13 protein-coding genes and 2 pseudogenes are annotated in these 15146 nt (G+C 63.8%); 9 read left to right on the top strand and 6 right to left on the bottom strand.

The features are described from left to right. The first annotated feature begins 88 nt into the window (after window positions 1–88). From tilS to V1280_RS24485, 3 genes are all read left to right on the top strand, one after another. Window positions 89–1183, top strand: coding sequence for a tRNA lysidine(34) synthetase TilS (gene tilS / locus V1280_RS24495; protein ID WP_334529964.1), 1095 nt, complete (start codon window positions 89–91; stop codon window positions 1181–1183). Between the two features lie 298 nt (window positions 1184–1481). Then, entirely contained in the window at window positions 1482–3404 is a 1923-nt protein-coding gene (gene ftsH, locus V1280_RS24490; protein ID WP_148771999.1) for an ATP-dependent zinc metalloprotease FtsH, read from the top strand. Window positions 3405–3416: 12 nt separating this feature from the next. Beyond that, window positions 3417–3833: a DUF3052 domain-containing protein gene (locus V1280_RS24485; RefSeq protein WP_334529957.1), complete on the top strand. Its 417-nt coding sequence runs from the start codon at window positions 3417–3419 to the stop codon at window positions 3831–3833. 81 nt (window positions 3834–3914) lie between these two features. Here V1280_RS24485 and V1280_RS24480 read toward each other — a convergent pair whose 3' ends face one another. The 3 genes and pseudogenes from V1280_RS24480 to V1280_RS46870 form a co-directional block, all read right to left on the bottom strand. Then, window positions 3915–4772 (bottom strand): alpha/beta fold hydrolase, encoded by an 858-nt coding sequence (locus V1280_RS24480; protein ID WP_334529954.1) that lies wholly within the window; start codon window positions 4770–4772, stop codon window positions 3915–3917. A 113-nt stretch (window positions 4773–4885) separates the two neighbouring features. Next, window positions 4886–6304 carry an FG-GAP repeat domain-containing protein gene (locus tag V1280_RS24475; RefSeq protein ID WP_334529951.1) on the bottom strand — a complete coding sequence of 473 codons (1419 nt, stop codon included), beginning with the start codon at window positions 6302–6304 and terminating at the stop codon, window positions 4886–4888. Between the two features lie 109 nt (window positions 6305–6413). Further along, window positions 6414–6938, bottom strand: a pseudogene (locus V1280_RS46870) (hypothetical protein); the annotation flags it as partial. On the opposite strand from V1280_RS46870, the gene V1280_RS24465 reads away from it, so the two are divergent. The 3 genes and pseudogenes from V1280_RS24465 (at window position 6901) to V1280_RS24455 (ending at window position 8080) form a co-directional block, all read left to right on the top strand. Beyond that, window positions 6901–7047 (top strand): hypothetical protein, encoded by a 147-nt coding sequence (locus tag V1280_RS24465; RefSeq protein WP_334529945.1) that lies wholly within the window; start codon window positions 6901–6903, stop codon window positions 7045–7047. The pseudogene V1280_RS46870 and the gene V1280_RS24465 sit on opposite strands and share 38 nt — an antisense overlap. A gap of 554 nt (window positions 7048–7601) precedes the next feature. Continuing rightward, window positions 7602–7787, top strand: a pseudogene (locus V1280_RS24460) (ABC transporter substrate-binding protein); the annotation flags it as partial. A gap of 98 nt (window positions 7788–7885) precedes the next feature. Then, window positions 7886–8080, top strand: a complete 195-nt coding sequence (locus tag V1280_RS24455; protein ID WP_334529942.1) for a hypothetical protein — start codon at window positions 7886–7888, stop codon at window positions 8078–8080. Window positions 8081–8254: 174 nt separating this feature from the next. Here the strand turns inward: V1280_RS24455 and V1280_RS24450 are convergent, their stop codons facing one another. Then, window positions 8255–9736: a hypothetical protein gene (locus tag V1280_RS24450; RefSeq protein ID WP_334529939.1), complete on the bottom strand. Its 1482-nt coding sequence runs from the start codon at window positions 9734–9736 to the stop codon at window positions 8255–8257. Beyond that, window positions 9733–11223 carry a hypothetical protein gene (locus V1280_RS24445; protein WP_334529936.1) on the bottom strand — a complete coding sequence of 497 codons (1491 nt, stop codon included), beginning with the start codon at window positions 11221–11223 and terminating at the stop codon, window positions 9733–9735. Before V1280_RS24445 ends, V1280_RS24450 begins: the two co-directional genes overlap by 4 nt. A 366-nt stretch (window positions 11224–11589) precedes the next feature. Here V1280_RS24445 and V1280_RS24440 point away from each other — a divergent pair, with 366 nt between their 5' ends. Both V1280_RS24440 and V1280_RS24435 read left to right on the top strand, forming a co-directional pair. Then, window positions 11590–11754, top strand: a complete 165-nt coding sequence (locus V1280_RS24440; RefSeq protein ID WP_148771991.1) for a Flp family type IVb pilin — start codon at window positions 11590–11592, stop codon at window positions 11752–11754. 173 nt (window positions 11755–11927) lie between these two features. Beyond that, entirely contained in the window at window positions 11928–13160 is a 1233-nt protein-coding gene (locus V1280_RS24435; protein ID WP_334529933.1) for a glycosyltransferase family 87 protein, read from the top strand. Between the two features lie 33 nt (window positions 13161–13193). Here V1280_RS24435 and V1280_RS24430 read toward each other — a convergent pair whose 3' ends face one another. Further along, on the bottom strand, window positions 13194–14165 hold the full coding sequence (locus V1280_RS24430; RefSeq protein ID WP_334529930.1) for an alpha/beta hydrolase family protein: 972 nt from the start codon (window positions 14163–14165) through the stop codon (window positions 13194–13196). A gap of 119 nt (window positions 14166–14284) precedes the next feature. Between V1280_RS24430 and V1280_RS24425 the strand changes: the two genes are divergently transcribed. Further along, window positions 14285–15094 (top strand): LytTR family DNA-binding domain-containing protein, encoded by an 810-nt coding sequence (locus V1280_RS24425; protein WP_334529927.1) that lies wholly within the window; start codon window positions 14285–14287, stop codon window positions 15092–15094. Window positions 15095–15146 lie beyond the last annotated feature (52 nt).

Genomic DNA, 15146 nt, shown 5'->3' with positions numbered 1-15146 from the left:
CTTGGCGCGCGGCGGCGATCGCTGACAAGGCGGATGGCGCTGCGCTAAAATTGCGCCCGCCATTCACTGGCGATTGCTGGGCCGCGTCATGTCAGACGACGACAATTCTCCGATCTCTGCACGCGCGGCGAAGCAGCTCTTCGCCGAGCTGAAGGCTGCGCCGGCACTGGTGCTCGCGGTCTCAGGCGGGCCCGACTCGGTCGCGCTGATGTGGCTCGCCGCGCGCTGGCGGCGCAGCCTCGCGCGCGGCCCGGAGCTCACCGTCGTCACCGTCGATCATGGCCTGCGGGTGGAGGCGGCGCGCGAGGCGCGCGAGGTCAAGCGGCTCGCCACTGAACTCGGATTGACGCACCGGACCCTGCGCTGGCGTGGCGCCAAGCCTGCAACGGGATTGCCGGCCGCCGCGCGCGAAGCCCGCTACCGCCTGCTGGCGCAGGCGGCGCGCGTCGCCGGCGCGAGCCATGTGCTGACCGCGCATACCCGCGACGACCAGGCCGAGACCCTGTTGATGCGGCTGCTCCGCGGCAGCGGTATCGCCGGGCTGTCGGCGATGGCGCGCCTCACGACGCGCGACGGCCTCGTGCTGGCGCGCCCGCTGCTCGACGTGCCGAAATCGCAGCTCATCGCGACCCTGAAGCGGGCCAGGATCGCCTTTGCCGACGATCCGACCAACCGCGACGCCGCCTTCACGCGGCCGCGGTTGCGGGCGCTGCTGCCGCAGCTCGCGGCCGAGGGCGGCGATGCCCGCACGCTGGCGCGGCTGTCGGCGCGGCTCGCCCGGGCGAACGCGGCGGTCGAGGTGCTGACCGACGGCGCCGAGCGCTTCCTCCGTTTGCGGGATCGCGGCGCGCCGCAGCCGGGCGTTCGCAGTTTCGAGGCCGCGTCCTTCGCCACCCTGCCGCAGGAAGTCCGGCTGCGGCTCTTGCTGCGGGCCATTGACGCGCTCGGGCACGAGGGGCCGGCGGAACTCGGCAAGATCGAGACCCTGCTGGCCGCGCTCGATCAGGCCATGCGCGACCAGATCAGGGCTGCCAGCTCCCGTGCGCCCGCACATGGCCGTGCCATCCTGAAGCAGACCCTGGCGGGAGCCTTGATCAGCCTTGCCGGGGGGCGTATCCACATCGCGCCTGCGCCGGCCCGGCGGTCCCAAAGAAACCAAAAAGGGGGCTTGAAGGGCGGATGAGGGCGGATCATGACACCGGTCGTTTCAGCCGGACACCGTCAGGACACCTCGACCCGAGGGTCCGGACACCTCAACCGAGGGTCAGGACACCTTAACCAGGCAGGAAAAACCCCGGCCTTGATGCCATTATTTCAGCGGGAATCGCTTTAAGATGGGATAAATAGTCCCATCTCGTTCCCTTGGCAGCGACCGGGGCGGCACCTAAATTGTATTCGTCTAACCGAGAGGATTCCTTGGGGATTTTCTCTAGTCTGCCCAAGGATGAGGCCGCGATCCGCGCGACCACGAAGGAAGATCGATGAACGCCAATCTGCGCAATTTCGCCCTCTGGGTCATCATTGTTTTGCTGCTGTTGGCGTTGTTCACGCTCTTCCAGAATCCGGGTCAGCGGGCCTCCTCGCAGGACATCGCATTCTCGCAGCTCTTGAGCGAAGTTGACCAGGGCCGTGTCCGCGACGTCGTGATCCAGGGCCCTGACATCCATGGCACCTTCACCAACGGCTCCAGCTTCCAGACCTATGCGCCGAACGACCCGACGCTGGTGAAGCGCCTGTACGACAGCAAGGTCCAGATCACCGCGAAGCCGCCCGGCGACAACGTGCCGTGGTTCGTCTCGCTGCTGGTCTCCTGGCTCCCGTTCATCGCGCTGATCGGCGTCTGGATCTTCCTGTCGCGGCAGATGCAGGGCGGCGCCGGCAAGGCGATGGGCTTTGGCAAGTCGCGCGCGAAGATGCTGACCGAGGCCCATGGCCGCGTCACCTTCGAGGACGTCGCAGGCGTCGACGAAGCCAAGCAGGACCTGCAGGAGATCGTCGAATTCCTCCGCGACCCCGGCAAATTCCAGCGCCTCGGCGGCCGCATTCCGCGCGGCGTGCTGCTGGTCGGCCCTCCCGGCACCGGTAAGACCCTGATCGCGCGTGCGGTCGCGGGCGAAGCCAACGTGCCCTTCTTCACCATTTCGGGTTCGGACTTCGTCGAAATGTTCGTCGGCGTCGGCGCCAGCCGCGTCCGCGACATGTTCGAGCAGGCCAAGAAGAACGCGCCCTGCATCATCTTCATCGACGAAATCGACGCGGTCGGTCGTCACCGTGGCGCCGGTCTCGGCGGCGGCAATGACGAGCGCGAGCAGACGCTGAACCAGTTGCTGGTCGAGATGGACGGCTTCGAGGCGAACGAGGGCGTGATCCTGATCGCCGCGACCAACCGTCCCGACGTGCTCGATCCCGCGCTGCTGCGTCCGGGCCGCTTCGACCGCCAGGTCGTGGTGCCCAATCCCGACGTCGTCGGCCGCGAGCAGATCCTCAAGGTTCACGTCCGCAAGGTGCCGCTGGCGCCGGATATCAACCTCAAGACCATCGCGCGCGGCACGCCCGGTTTCTCCGGCGCCGACCTGATGAACCTCGTCAACGAAGCCGCCTTGACCGCTGCGCGCCGCAACAAGCGCATGGTGACCCAGGCCGAGTTCGAGGAGGCCAAGGACAAGGTGATGATGGGCGCCGAGCGCAAGTCGCTCGTCATGACCGAGGAAGAGAAACTCTTGACGGCCTATCACGAAGGCGGCCACGCCATCGTCGGCCTCAACGTCGTCGCGACCGATCCGATCCACAAGGCGACCATCATTCCGCGCGGCCGTGCGCTCGGCATGGTGATGCAGCTGCCCGAACGCGACAAGCTGTCGATGTCGCTGGAGCAGATGACCTCGCGCCTCGCCATCATGATGGGTGGCCGTGTCGCCGAAGAGCTGATCTTCGGTCGCGAGAAGGTCACCTCGGGTGCGTCGTCCGACATCGAGCAGGCCACGCGGCTTGCGCGCATGATGGTGACACGCTGGGGCCTGTCCGAGGCGCTCGGCACCGTGTCCTATGGCGAAAACCAGGACGAGGTTTTCCTCGGCATGTCGGTCTCGCGCACCCAGAACGCCTCGGAGGCGACGGTCCAGAAGATCGACACCGAGATCCGGCGTTTCGTCGAAGAGGGCTACAACGAGGCGACGCGCATTCTCACCGAGAAGCGCGCCGATCTCGAAGCGCTGGCCAAGGGCCTCTTGGAGTTCGAAACGCTGTCCGGTGACGAGATCGTCGACCTGCTCAAGGGCAAGAAGCCGAACCGCGAGTCCGTGCTCGAGCCGACCACGCCGCGCGCCTCCGCCGTGCCTCCGGCCGGCAAGTCGCGCCCGCGGCCCGATCCGGATCCCGGCCTGGAGCCGCAGCCGCAGGCGTAACGCAGGCGTCTCATGGCCGGCGCGTCCGGCAAACCGTTAGTGCAAAAGCTCGGCATCAAGCCGGGCTTTTGTATTTTTGTGGACGGTCTTTCCACTGCCTATGACGATGTCGTCGGCAAGCTGCCCGACGATGTGACGATCGCCAAAACCGCGAGGGCGCCGCTCGACATGGTGCATCTCTTCGCAGCCGAGGCCAAAGGCCTCGCCGCAAAACTGCGCGGCTATCGCAAGGCGATCGCGCCGGATGGGATGATCTGGGCGTCCTGGCCGAAGAAGGCGTCCGGCGTCGCGACCGACGTCACCGAAGCGCTGGTGCGCGAGACCGCGCTCGCCAACGGCCTCGTCGATATCAAGATCTGCGCCGTCGACGATGTCTGGTCCGGCCTCAAGCTCGTGATCCCCCTCAAGGACCGCGCCAAAGGAAAGTAGGGTGGGCAAAGGCGCTGAGCGCCGTGCCCACCATCTCTCAGCAATCACGGCAGAGATGGTGGCACGCTACGCTTTGATGTCTCACCTCGCTGCGGCACCACCACGCCCCAGAAAATGCAGTATGTCGTCTGAAAACTGCTCGGGATCCTGCAGGAACGAGAAGTGGCTGACCTCCGGCTGGATCAGTAAGCCGGCCCCCGGAATGTTCGCCGCCATGAACTCGGTGTTCTCGCGCTTGATCGCCTCGTCGTGATCGCCATCCACGATCCAGGTCGGGACCTTGATCGCTGCGAGGTCCGAGGCCGACCATTTCGGCTGGCTCTCCCACATCCTGGTGATCTCGGCGACGAAGCTCTTGTATTCCGTCGGGGTCGGCGAGAGGCGCTTGTACTCCTCGCCGGCCCTGGCGATGTAGGCGTTGAAGACGTCGCTTGTCGCAATGTCGGCAACACCTGATGGATCGGAGTTCGCCGCGAATGCGAATAGCTTGCTGACCCGCTCAGGGTGCTTCATGGCGATGTCGAGGCCGATGATCGCGCCGTCGCTCCAGCCCACGATCGCCGCCTTCTTGATCTTGAGATGGTCGAGCACACCGATGACGTCCGAGGCCATCAAATCGTAGCCATGCGGCTCCTGGTTGCGACTGCTGCGCCCATGCCCGCGGCTCTCCATGACGATGACCTGATAGTGCCGTTGCAGCGCACGGACCTGGTGCCCCCAATAATTGGCGTTGGCGAGGCCGCCATGCAGCAACAGGACGGGCTCACCCCGGCCGAATAGTGCGTACCAGACCTTGATGCCGTTGACGGGCGCGAAGCCGCTCTGTGCCGCCTTGGGCAAGGTGGGCGTCGGCGGCAGGCTCAGCCATGGCGGCGCCGCACGCGCCGCGCTGATCGAGACCGCAACCAGAGATGCGATGAAGAGATTGCGAAGAAGCATGACACGCTTTCCTGTTCGGCCACGGGGCATTGGCCGCCGCTTCGCTCGCCGCCGAGATGCGCGGGGTCACCGCGACCGAGATCAGGGTCGGCCAGATCCGGATCCGCCCCCGACTAGGCGACGATGTGCCAGTTCGGCGGCAAATATCCCAGCGTGTGGGTGCTGGTCGTCACATTATCGTTCATGTCCCAGGTCGCAACCACGCCGGCATCGTTGCGCAGCAGAATATCGGTCTTGTGGTCGCCGTTGTAGTCGCCGGTATCGATGATATGCCAGTTGCTGGGCAGCTGTCCTACCGTCTTGCTGGCGAGCATGGTGCTGTTGTTGAGGTCCCAGATCGCGACCACGCCCGCATCATTCTCCCAGAGGATATCGGTATAATTGTCGCCGTTGAAATCGCCTGTGCCCATGATGTGCCAGTTGGCCGGCACGGTGCCCAGGTCGTGGGTGTTCTGCGTGGTGGCGTCGTCCATGTCCCATGTGACGATCTTGCCGGCATCGTTGCGCCACAGAATGTCGGTGTGACCGTCCGAGTTGAAGTCGGCAGTGGCCGCGATGTGCCAGTTGAGCGGTACGACGCCAAACGAACTGCTGCTCACAAACGCCCCGTCATGCAGGTCCCAGGTCGCAAGAACGCCGGCGTCGTTGCGCAACAGGATGTCGGCGTTGCGATCGCCGTTGAAGTCGCCGGTGCCGACAATGTGCCAGTTCGACGGAAGCGCGCCGACGGTATGCGTGCTGAGCGTGGTGGTGTCGTTCATATCCCAGGTCACGACTGTGCCGTCGTCGTTCAACCACAGCAAATCGGTTTTGCCATCGCCGTTGAAGTCGGCGGTGCCATAGACATGCCAGCTGGCGGGCACGAAGCCGAACGAATTGCTTTGCACAAGCGTTCCGTCGTTCATGTCCCAGCTGGCGACGACGCCGGCGTCGTTTCGCAGCAGGATGTCGGACTTGGTGTCGCCGCCGAAATCGTTTGCCGTCGCCAGGTCGACATTCGAGACGGAGACTTTGTAGGTGCCGGTGGATTGGTCGTTATAGGCGCCGGCCTCGACATAGTAGGTTCCGCTGGTGCCCGGAGTGAAGACAAGCTGGGAGTCGGTATAGTCGGGAGCCACGTCGTCGTTGGAGCCGACCGTGTTTCCGGCGCTGTCGTGCAACACTTCGAGCGGGTCCGGGAGAGTGCCCTGGCCGAAGAGTTCGCCCTGCTCGCGGATCACGTAGTGATGGCCTGCGGCGAGAGATACCTGGAACCAGTCGCGGTCGCCGTCGGTATTTATCGTCCCGCTGCTGGATCCATTCACCGCGATCGAGCCGAACGGATGCGTCGTGTCGGTCAGCGTGTTGCGATAGTCGTCCGGGACATTCGGCGTCCAGCCCAGGATGTCCAGCAAGCGGAGATCGGTTGCCGAGAGAACATCGACATGGCCGGCTATGCCGAAGCCGAACGAATCGTCCCCGATGTCCCAATCGCCGGGGTCCTGATGGTCGAAGGTGCCGGTCGTGGCCGAGTTGTGGAACTGGGTCAGCAAGTGCGTTCCATCGACCGAAAAATATGTTGGGAGCCTCATCTCGCCCGTCGGTGTAGTCCCGATGGCCGGCGGACGAGTACCGGAACAGATCCAGTGGTCCCCAGGTCGAGTTCTGGTCGCCCAAGCCGCCCACGCGCCCGAAACCACCTTCGGTGATCTCGTGCTCGATGGCACCGATGGCATCGTAGGCACTCGAATTGGCGGATCTATTGTTTGGATCGAAATTCCAGCTGACCCCGCTGCCCAGGACCAGCTGGACATCGGTACCACTGCTGCTGGCACCGGGCAGTCCCAACACCCTCGCCATGCCTCCGGCGACCAGCCAGGTGTGACCGCCGCTCGGATCGGTGGTTGGAAGGGTGTTCACGGCCGCGATGTCGTCCGCCGTCGTCGCATGCGATACGAGAGCGCTTCTCAGCGTCGCATAGCTGACGTTGTCGACGTTGCCGAAAGTGTTCTGGGCGAGAAAGCCGGAGCCCAGGTTTGCGTAGCCGAAGCTGACGCTGATCGTGACGTTGTTGCTGAATTGACTCTGAAGCTCATGCTCGGCGGCGAGGATCGCCGTGCGATACGCATCGCTGACGCTGGATGAATAGGTGTTGAAGAAGACCAGCTGGCTGCCGGTGAAGGTCACGGTTTCGGAAGCAGGGACGATGCCGCCGGTTGGACCCGTCGTGTCTGCGGCGCTGGGTGCGGTTTGGAGCTGGGCGGCACCGGCCGGAATGACCGGGCTGACGACTTGATCGAACCACGCACTTTCGATGAAACTATCTGACTGGTCGTCCAGGAATCTGAACGCGCTAGCTGAATGTTTCATTGTCGGACCACCTCCGGGCGACGCGCAACCGTCGCCGCAGTCTCGTATCTCACGGACCAGGCTGTCTCGTATCTCGCGGACCAGGAGGATATGCTCGGAAGCTGACCGCCCCTACAGGCGCGCTGACCGCCCTTGCGGGCGCATCATTCTGGGATTCTGATTCTATTTGTCTCGATCGTCCGCCTCTTGCGGTCGTCAAGCTGCCGTCATGGTTGCGGCAAGTTTCTAAGTAAGCCCCATCCCGAAAATATCTGCCTTGAAATTGGAGATAGCTGGATCGCTTCTAAACTGCCGTTCCCGCCGCACTGCGTCAATGGAAATGTATGGAAAAATATCGCTAATTCGGTGAATGGCCGGCAATGGTTGCGAGGCAGAGACCCATCTCACGGGAAATCGGCAGGTATAAAAAAACGGGAGGAATTTCCTGCATCTCCTCGCAAAGATCGCCGCGCTGACATCCTTCATGCTGCCTGCCGCTGCGGCCGCAAGGTCAATCCGATCTCGCTTGACGGCAGCTGCGCGCCGCCGAAATCGGCCGAGCAAACCCGCAGGCTGGTGGAGAGCGACGAGGTCGCGCTGATCTTCTCCTCGATCGGCACCGCGAAGAACACCGCGATCGCAAATTATCTCCAGAGCAAGAACGTGCAGCAGCTCTTCATCGGCAACGCGATGGCGCTGGAGGCGGTGCTGAAGGCCTGCGGCGACGATCTGTCGACCGAGAACTCCTGAAGCAGGTCTGCGCGATCCACGATCTCGAACTGCCGATGCTGCTGCCCGGCATCAAGATCGACACCAGCCCGAGCGACCATGTCCCGGTCGATCAGATGCACATGAACCACGGCGATATTGCCCGCCAGATCACGAACAGGGCATCGCGGCGGGGCCAAAATGCCTCTTGTTGGCCACGATTTCGAGGGTACATTCGCCCCATCTGGGCGATGGCAGGGCAGTTGCAATGACGGCTCAGTCCCACAAGACCGCAGAAGAAGAGTACGAGGAGCAAGTCCGCATCCTCATCCGGATCGTTTCAGCCTCCACTTTGGGGCTTCTCGCTTTCGCTGCGGGCCTGCTGATCGGGACCTTTCTGTTTTCGTGATCGAAGATGAATGACCGGCTCTCCTGGAGCTGCGTCCTCACTTCGATGTCGTAGCGGCCGCGCCTTCGGCATTGTCGCGCACATGGACCACCGCGATGCCGTCGCCGTAGATCCGCTTCCAGCCCTTGATATGATCCAGCATCTGCGCTGCCGGTGAATCCGGCGTCAGCAGCGTTGCGTCGATCCTGTTGTCGTCGAGCATGCGCAAGAGGCCGGAGACGTCGCGGCCGTCTTCGGCGGCAAAATAGTCCATCAGGAATTTTTCGCCGTAGAGTTCCGATCGTCCGTCGACGAAAGGCCTGATGTCGCGGACGATGAGGTAGCCGCCAAAGCCGTAGGAATTGAAGATGCGCGCCGCCTTGCGCTCGGTCAGCACATCGACCGCGGCAACCGGAGTCTGTGCCGTCGAGAATTCGAAGGCATGACGGCCTACAAAGGTCGCCGTCGCGCTTGCGGTTGCGAGCACGATCGCCACCGCGGCCAGCGCTGCCGGAGCACCAGGAGCCATTCTCAAGCTGCGCGGGGCATCAGACACGGACATGAACCAGCCGCTCAGCGGCTGCGCCAGCACCAGAGGCACGAGCACGCCAAAGGTCTCGATGCTGCGGACATGCGCCAGCGCCATCCAGGCGGTGCCGAGGATCAGCAGCACGCGCGGCGGCGACAGCGTGAGCCCACGTGTGAGCGCGAGACCGAGCAGCCCGAGCAGCGCGCCCGCGAACGGGCTGAACGAGCTGAAATCGGCCGGACGCCATTCGGCGATGACGGAGAAGGACTTTCCGAGACTGAGGATGCGGGCCGCACCGAGCAGCGTGTCCAGGCCATAGGGCGTGCAGCAGCTCGCGACCAGCGCGCCGAGCCCGAACGCGGCCCAGCGCATCGCGAGCGCCAGCTGGCGCGGCGGCGCTGCGCGCCAGAGCGCTTCGAGACCGATCGCGCCAATCAGAGCGAGCCCGAGCACGAAGCCGCCGTGAAGATTGGCCCACAGCGCCATCAGCGGCAGCAGCAGGAAGGAGGGCGCGCGGCCGCGATCGGCTGCGGCCATCAAGCCGCCGGTCCAGGCGACCATGACCGGCAGCGCCAGCACGTGTGGGCGGGCCAGCAGATGCGGCGCCGCCAGCGTCATCGCCAGCAGGCAGAACACCAGCGCATAGGGCAGGTCGAGATGCCGTTGCAGGAAGGCCAGCAGCAATCCCATCGCCAGCGCGATCGCGGCTGCGGTCAGCACGACGGGCCCGGCCCATCCCCAATGCGAATAGGCGGTCGCGAACAGGACTTGCGACAGCCATGAGGTCGAGAGCCAGACATCACCCTGGTGCGTCAACGAATAGAAGTCGGTCCAGGGCACTGCGCGATGATCGAGGATCCACTCGCCGACCTTGATCTGCCAGAGCGTGTCCGGATCGTGCAGCAGGCTGTCGCCGCTCACCAGCAGCAGCAGAAAGGTCGCGGCCGCGATGCACAGCGGCGCCAGATTGCGCTTGGCGCGCGCGACCGGAACGCTGGCCGCGATGGTCATGGCCTGGCCGGCGCGGCGGCATCGGGCACGCCGTCCCGGACATGGATCACCGCGATGTTGTCGGCATAGAGCCGCTTCCAGCCCTTGATATGATCGAGCACCTGGGCGGCCGGGGTGTCGGCGCCCATCAGCGTGGCGTCGATCTTGTACTCTTCCAGCAGCCGCGTCAGGTTATCGAGCTTTTTGACCTCGACGCCCTTGAAGAAGTCCATCACGAACTTCTCACCATAGAGCTCCGCGCGGCCGTCCACGAAGACCGGGATATCGCGCGAGATCAGATAGCCGCCGAACTGGTAGCCGTTGAAGATGCGTTGCGCCTTGCGTTGCTGGAGCAGGTCGACGGCGGCGACCGGCGTCTGGTCCATCGTGAAGGTGAAGCGATGATGCGACATGTAGATCGAGGTCGTGGTCCAGGCCGCGGCCGCGATCATCAGCGCGCCGGTGATGGTGACATAGCGCGCTGCCCAGCTCTCGCTGGCTTGCTCAGTTTCTTGCGGCAGCGGCGATGTCTCGCCGAGCGGCTTGGCCAGCACCAGCGGCACCAGGAAGGCAAAGGCCTCGATGCTCCTGACATGGGTGAGCCCCATCCAGGTGAAGAGCAGGATCAGCAGAATGCGCGGCGGCGACAGCGTCAGGCCGCGAAACAGGCCGATCGCGATGAGGCCGAGGATCGCGCCTTCGAACGCCGAGAACGAGGCGAAATTCGCCGGCATCCATTCCGAGATGACCGACAGCAGTTCGCCGAGATTGAGGATGTTGGTCGCCCCCAGCAGCGTGCGCCAGCCATAGGGCGTGACGCAGGCAGCGGCCATGGCGGCGACGCCGAACAGGAACCAGCGCGCGAGCAGCCGTATCTGTTTGCCGGAATCCAGCGTCCAGATCGCCTCGATCGCCATCGGGCCGATCAGCGCGAGGCCGAGCACGAAGCCGCCGTGAAGGTTCGCCCACAGCGACATCAGCGGCAGCCAGACCCAGGACGGCGTGACCTTGCGGTCGGCTGCATTCATGAGAATGCCGACCCATGCGATCATCACCGGCAGCGCCAGCATGTGTGGCCGCGCCAGGATGTGGTGCAGCGACAGCAGCACGGCCAGCATCGCAAACAGCACTGCGCGCGGAATTTCGAGATGCGCCTCGAGCAGGTAGACGAAGATCGCGGCGGACGCGGCGATCGCGAGCGCGGTGAGGACCACCGGCCCGGCCCAGTCCCATTGCGCATAGGAGATGGCGAACAGGATCTGCGACAGCCAGGACGTCGAGATCCAGGGCTCGCCGGAGCGCGTGAAGGAATAGAAGTCGGTATAGGGCAGGGCGTGGTGATCGAGGATCCACTGCCCGATCTTGATCTGCCAGAACGAGTCGGAGTCCTGAAGCAGCGTGTCGCCGATATAGAGGAAGAAGAGATAGGCGCCCGCGCCGACACACAGCGGCACCAGCGCTCGCGCGCGGCTCTGCACCGTGATGCTGTTGGTGAAGGATAGGGACATGCCGCCTCGTCTTGTTCTTAGCCCTGTTGGCCGAGCGGGCGGCATTTGACCATGCCGGTCATAACTTCCAGTAAATCGCCGGAATTGGAGCGTGATGAACTCGAGCTGCGCCCCAACGGAGCTACGTTCCCTCCCCCACAAGGGGGAGGGAATGGCGAGAGCGAGACTCCACGTCCCCGCAATTTAACCGATCGTTTTAGATTTCGGTTTACCATCGGCGAATACATACAAACGGTTCCGCATTTACGCAGTCGAGTTAACTGCGGCGCAAGTCTTTGCCCTTACGTTGGGTTCCATGGTCGGGCGGCGCTGGGAAGCCGAAAAGACCAGACCAGTTGAAGCCACGTGTATCCTTTGGAGCAGTCTATGAAGAACCTCGTTTCGCGTTTCGTGAAGGACGAATCCGGCGCCACCGCCATCGAATACGGCCTGATCGCCGCCGGCATCGCGCTGGCGATCATCACCGTCGTCAACCAGCTCGGCACCACGCTGAACGCCAAGTTCGGCTCGATCTCGTCCAGCCTCAAGTAAGCCGGACGATCAACGAAATAGCGAAGAGCCCCGTCATCGACGGGGCTCTTTTGCTTTGCCGGCAGCATCGGCGCCGGGCATTCGACAATCCGGCTTAAGCCTCCTTCAAGTCCCTCGGGTGTAGGGCTTGAGCGCACCTGCGTCACCGTGTTTGTTGCGTCAAAGGAAGCCGTATGGCCGAAGCTTCGTCCGCCCCGCCTGCTGTTGCCCGTCACGGCGTACTCCCTGCGACGCTCCTCAACATCTCGTTCGTGCTGGCGATCGTCACGCTGGCGTATTTTCCGACGGCCTATCTCACGCATGCGTGGATCTATGGCGCGGACGGACGCGGCATCCCGACGGACTTCGTCAATGTCTGGGCGGCCGGAAAACTGGCGCTCGAGGGCCATCCCGCACAGGCCTGGGATTGGGACATCCAGAAGCAGGTCGAGCTTGCGCTGCTCAAGCAGGATTTTGTCGGCCATTTCGCCTGGCACTATCCGCCGCCCTTCCTGTTCGTCGCCTCTCTCCTCGCGCAGTTTCCCTATGCCGTGGCTTTCATCGGCTGGGCCGCGTTCAGCATCGTGCCTTATCTCGCCGTGATGCGCGCGATCATCGGGCGCAACGCGGGCCTGGTGCTTGCAATTGGATTTCCTGCCACCTTCATCAACATCCTGGTCGGGCAGAACGGTTTTCTCACCGCCTCCCTGATCGGCGGCATGCTTTATCTGCTGCCGACGCGGCCCGTGCTGGCTGGAATCTGCCTGGGCCTTCTGAGCTACAAACCCCAATATGGATTGCTGTTTCCGCTGGTGCTGATCGCCGCCGCCGAGTGGACGGTACTTTTCACCGCCGCTGTCGTCACGGTGACGATTGCAGGCGTGTCCTGGCTCGCATTTGGGACCGAAAGCTGGCAGGCCTTCTTCCACTGGATTCCGATGTTCTCGCAGGCTTTCTTGACCGAAGGGAGAGCGCCCTGGTTCAAGATGCAGAGCATCTTCGCGTTGGTGCGCTATGTCGGCGGCACCGAGCAGCTCGGATGGATCTTCCAGTGGGTGTTGACGGCAGCGGTCGCCGTCGTGCTGGTCGCGATGTGGCGGAGCAGGCTGCCTTACGCGTTGAAGGCGGCGATGCTCGCGGCGGCAACGCTGCTCACGACGCCCTATCTCTTCATGTACGATCTGGTTGTGCTGGGCATTGCGGTGGCCTTTCTCATCCGCGCCGGGCTCGATGAAGGTTTTGCCCGCCATGAGGTGATGGCCCTGGCTCTCGTCTTCGCGCTGCTTGCGACCTTCCTGTTTCTCGGGCAGCCGGTGGGCTTCCCGGCGATCCTCATCGTGTACGGGCTGATCCTTGGCCGCTGCGCAGCCTGGCGGGCTGCCGAGGCTGCATCATCGCTGCAGCTCGCGGCAACCCGAACGAACTGAGAAGCTCGGGCAAGCTCCGATCGGCGTGACCTGCTACGGCAGCGTCCGCTTGAAGAAGGCGACGATGTCGTGATCGAAGCGCTCATGAAACGCAGCGCGGTCGAAACCCGGCTTGCTTGTGCAGATGGCCGGCGCGCGGGTCGCGAGGTCCGCGGAGCACGGCTTCAAGAAGTCGTAATGCCCGGCGTTGGTCACGATGTGCGTCTCGGGCGGCGTCGGCAAAGCGAGCCGAACGGCTTCGGCATAATAGGGGTGTGGCAGCACTTGATCATCCTCGGCCCGCCAGAGTTGGACCGGCTGGTGGACCGCCGCTAGACCTTTGGCCCCGAAGGTAAAACCGAGCGCGGGCGCGGCGGAGACCACCGCCTTGATGCGCGGATCGTGGGTCCAGACGATAGCGGTATCCGGCAGCAACGGGTGCTCTCCCATGATCTGGCAGTCTTCGAAGGCGGGATGCGCCTTGCAGTGCGACGGAAGGGTCTGAAGCTCCGGCTCGCCGCCGGCGGCCGCCAGCACCGTGAAGCCGCCTGCCGAGAAGCCGAACGCACCAACGCGATTGGCATCGAGGTGCCCGTGGTCGCGCCACGCGCCCAGCATGTAATCCGTGAGCAGCTTCAATTGCCGTGGCCGTTCCCAGATTGCGGTCGGACGGCTTTGGTCGTGCCAGCTATCGCCATTGTGCGTCAGAGCGGCGACGACGAACCCTGCATTGGCCAGGGCCGTGGCGGTGTCGAGGTGCCCGGCATAGGACCCTGCGTGACCGTGCGATATGACCACCAGCGCCAGACCGGTGCCCTCAACCGGCGCGTTGCGGGCGACCATCTGTTGACCGGTGTCGGCCGCCTCCAGCTTCGGGGTCGTGCTGGTCGGATACCAGACGCCCACCTCGATCGGTGGGCCTTGCGGATCGTCGATGCTGAAATGCTGGAATCCGACCGCGGCGTCGGCCTGGCCGGCGGTGAGCGCGATGAGTATCGCGAAAACGGATGCAATCGTGGTGCGCATGGGAACCTCTCGGCGATGGGACGCCAAGGATCCAGCAAGCGGCGCAGGCCTGCGCCAGCAATTGTTCGCCAACGGGCGAATGGGTTCGCCGGCGGGCAAACCGCCACTATAATGGCCTTATGAGTGACACGCGCCGGAGTGACTTTCTGCGGGATTGGGCCGTCGACCTCGCGATCGCGAGCGTCTGCGCCATCTTTTTCGGCCTGATCGGACCGTTTGGGAGCTATCTGAATGGACCGATTTGGCAGCGCGTGGTGTTTCAACTCGCCTGCTTCTTGCCGGGAATCCTCCTGTTCGGATCGCTCATCCGGGTGGTGCTGCGGCTCCGCCTGAACCCGGCGATGACCTGGATGTCGATCTTCCTCGGCGTCGTCATCCTGAACGCACCCTTCCAGATCTGGGTCGTGTCGATCGCCGTATCGATATGGCCTTTCCTGAAAACCTTGCGACCACTCGATTGGTACTTTCAGGGGTTGATCACCGCCTTGCCGATTGTGCTGGGTTTCACCCTTCTTATGCAGGCCCGGTTACATCGCCGGCAACAGGCCAGGGAAGCCGGTGAAGCGCCGCCAACTGCTTTCGGGCTACTCGGTGCGCCACCTTCCGCGGTGCTTTGCCTGCAGATGGAGGACCACTATGTACGCGTCCATACCGCCGGCAACTCTCGCCTTGTACTGGCAACGCTCAACCAGGCGATGATGGCGCTCGAAAATGCCGATGGCCTGCAGGTCCATCGCTCCTGGTGGGTGGCGAGGAAGGCGGTCGTGCGGGCCATTAGCGAGGGCCGCAATCTGCGACTGCAACTCGTCAATGGAATCACGGCCCCCGTCGCCCGGTCAGCCGTCGCCATGGTGCGGGAGGCGGGCTGGTTGACGAACGAGAACCCGACGGGGGGCCGCAGCACCGAAACAGAAATAGTGTCCACATGACGGAGGCCAGGTCCGTTGTGATTCTAAGGCAGCCCATCCTATACGGTAAGGG

Source organism: Bradyrhizobium sp. AZCC 2230, from assembly GCF_036924495.1.
GTDB lineage: Bacteria > Pseudomonadota > Alphaproteobacteria > Rhizobiales > Xanthobacteraceae > Bradyrhizobium > Bradyrhizobium rifense.
Note: the sequence above shows the minus strand (reverse complement) of the source record. Positions and strands in the feature narration are given on the sequence as shown.

Excerpts from the sequence above, each read along its gene's own strand:
- V1280_RS24430 (WP_334529930.1), bottom strand. The coding sequence starts at position 14,165 with ATGCGCACCACGATTGCATCCGTTTTCGCGATACTCATCGCGCTCACC.
- V1280_RS24455 (WP_334529942.1), top strand. The coding sequence starts at position 7,886 with ATGCTGCTGCCCGGCATCAAGATCGACACCAGCCCGAGCGACCATGTC.
- V1280_RS24480 (WP_334529954.1), bottom strand. The coding sequence starts at position 4,772 with ATGCTTCTTCGCAATCTCTTCATCGCATCTCTGGTTGCGGTCTCGATC.
- V1280_RS24485 (WP_334529957.1), top strand. The coding sequence starts at position 3,417 with ATGGCCGGCGCGTCCGGCAAACCGTTAGTGCAAAAGCTCGGCATCAAG.
- V1280_RS24440 (WP_148771991.1), top strand. The coding sequence starts at position 11,590 with ATGAAGAACCTCGTTTCGCGTTTCGTGAAGGACGAATCCGGCGCCACC.
- V1280_RS24450 (WP_334529939.1), bottom strand. The coding sequence starts at position 9,736 with ATGACCATCGCGGCCAGCGTTCCGGTCGCGCGCGCCAAGCGCAATCTG.
- V1280_RS24435 (WP_334529933.1), top strand. The coding sequence starts at position 11,928 with ATGGCCGAAGCTTCGTCCGCCCCGCCTGCTGTTGCCCGTCACGGCGTA.
- tilS (WP_334529964.1), top strand. The coding sequence starts at position 89 with ATGTCAGACGACGACAATTCTCCGATCTCTGCACGCGCGGCGAAGCAG.
- V1280_RS24445 (WP_334529936.1), bottom strand. The coding sequence starts at position 11,223 with ATGTCCCTATCCTTCACCAACAGCATCACGGTGCAGAGCCGCGCGCGA.
- V1280_RS24425 (WP_334529927.1), top strand. The coding sequence starts at position 14,285 with ATGAGTGACACGCGCCGGAGTGACTTTCTGCGGGATTGGGCCGTCGAC.
- ftsH (WP_148771999.1), top strand. The coding sequence starts at position 1,482 with ATGAACGCCAATCTGCGCAATTTCGCCCTCTGGGTCATCATTGTTTTG.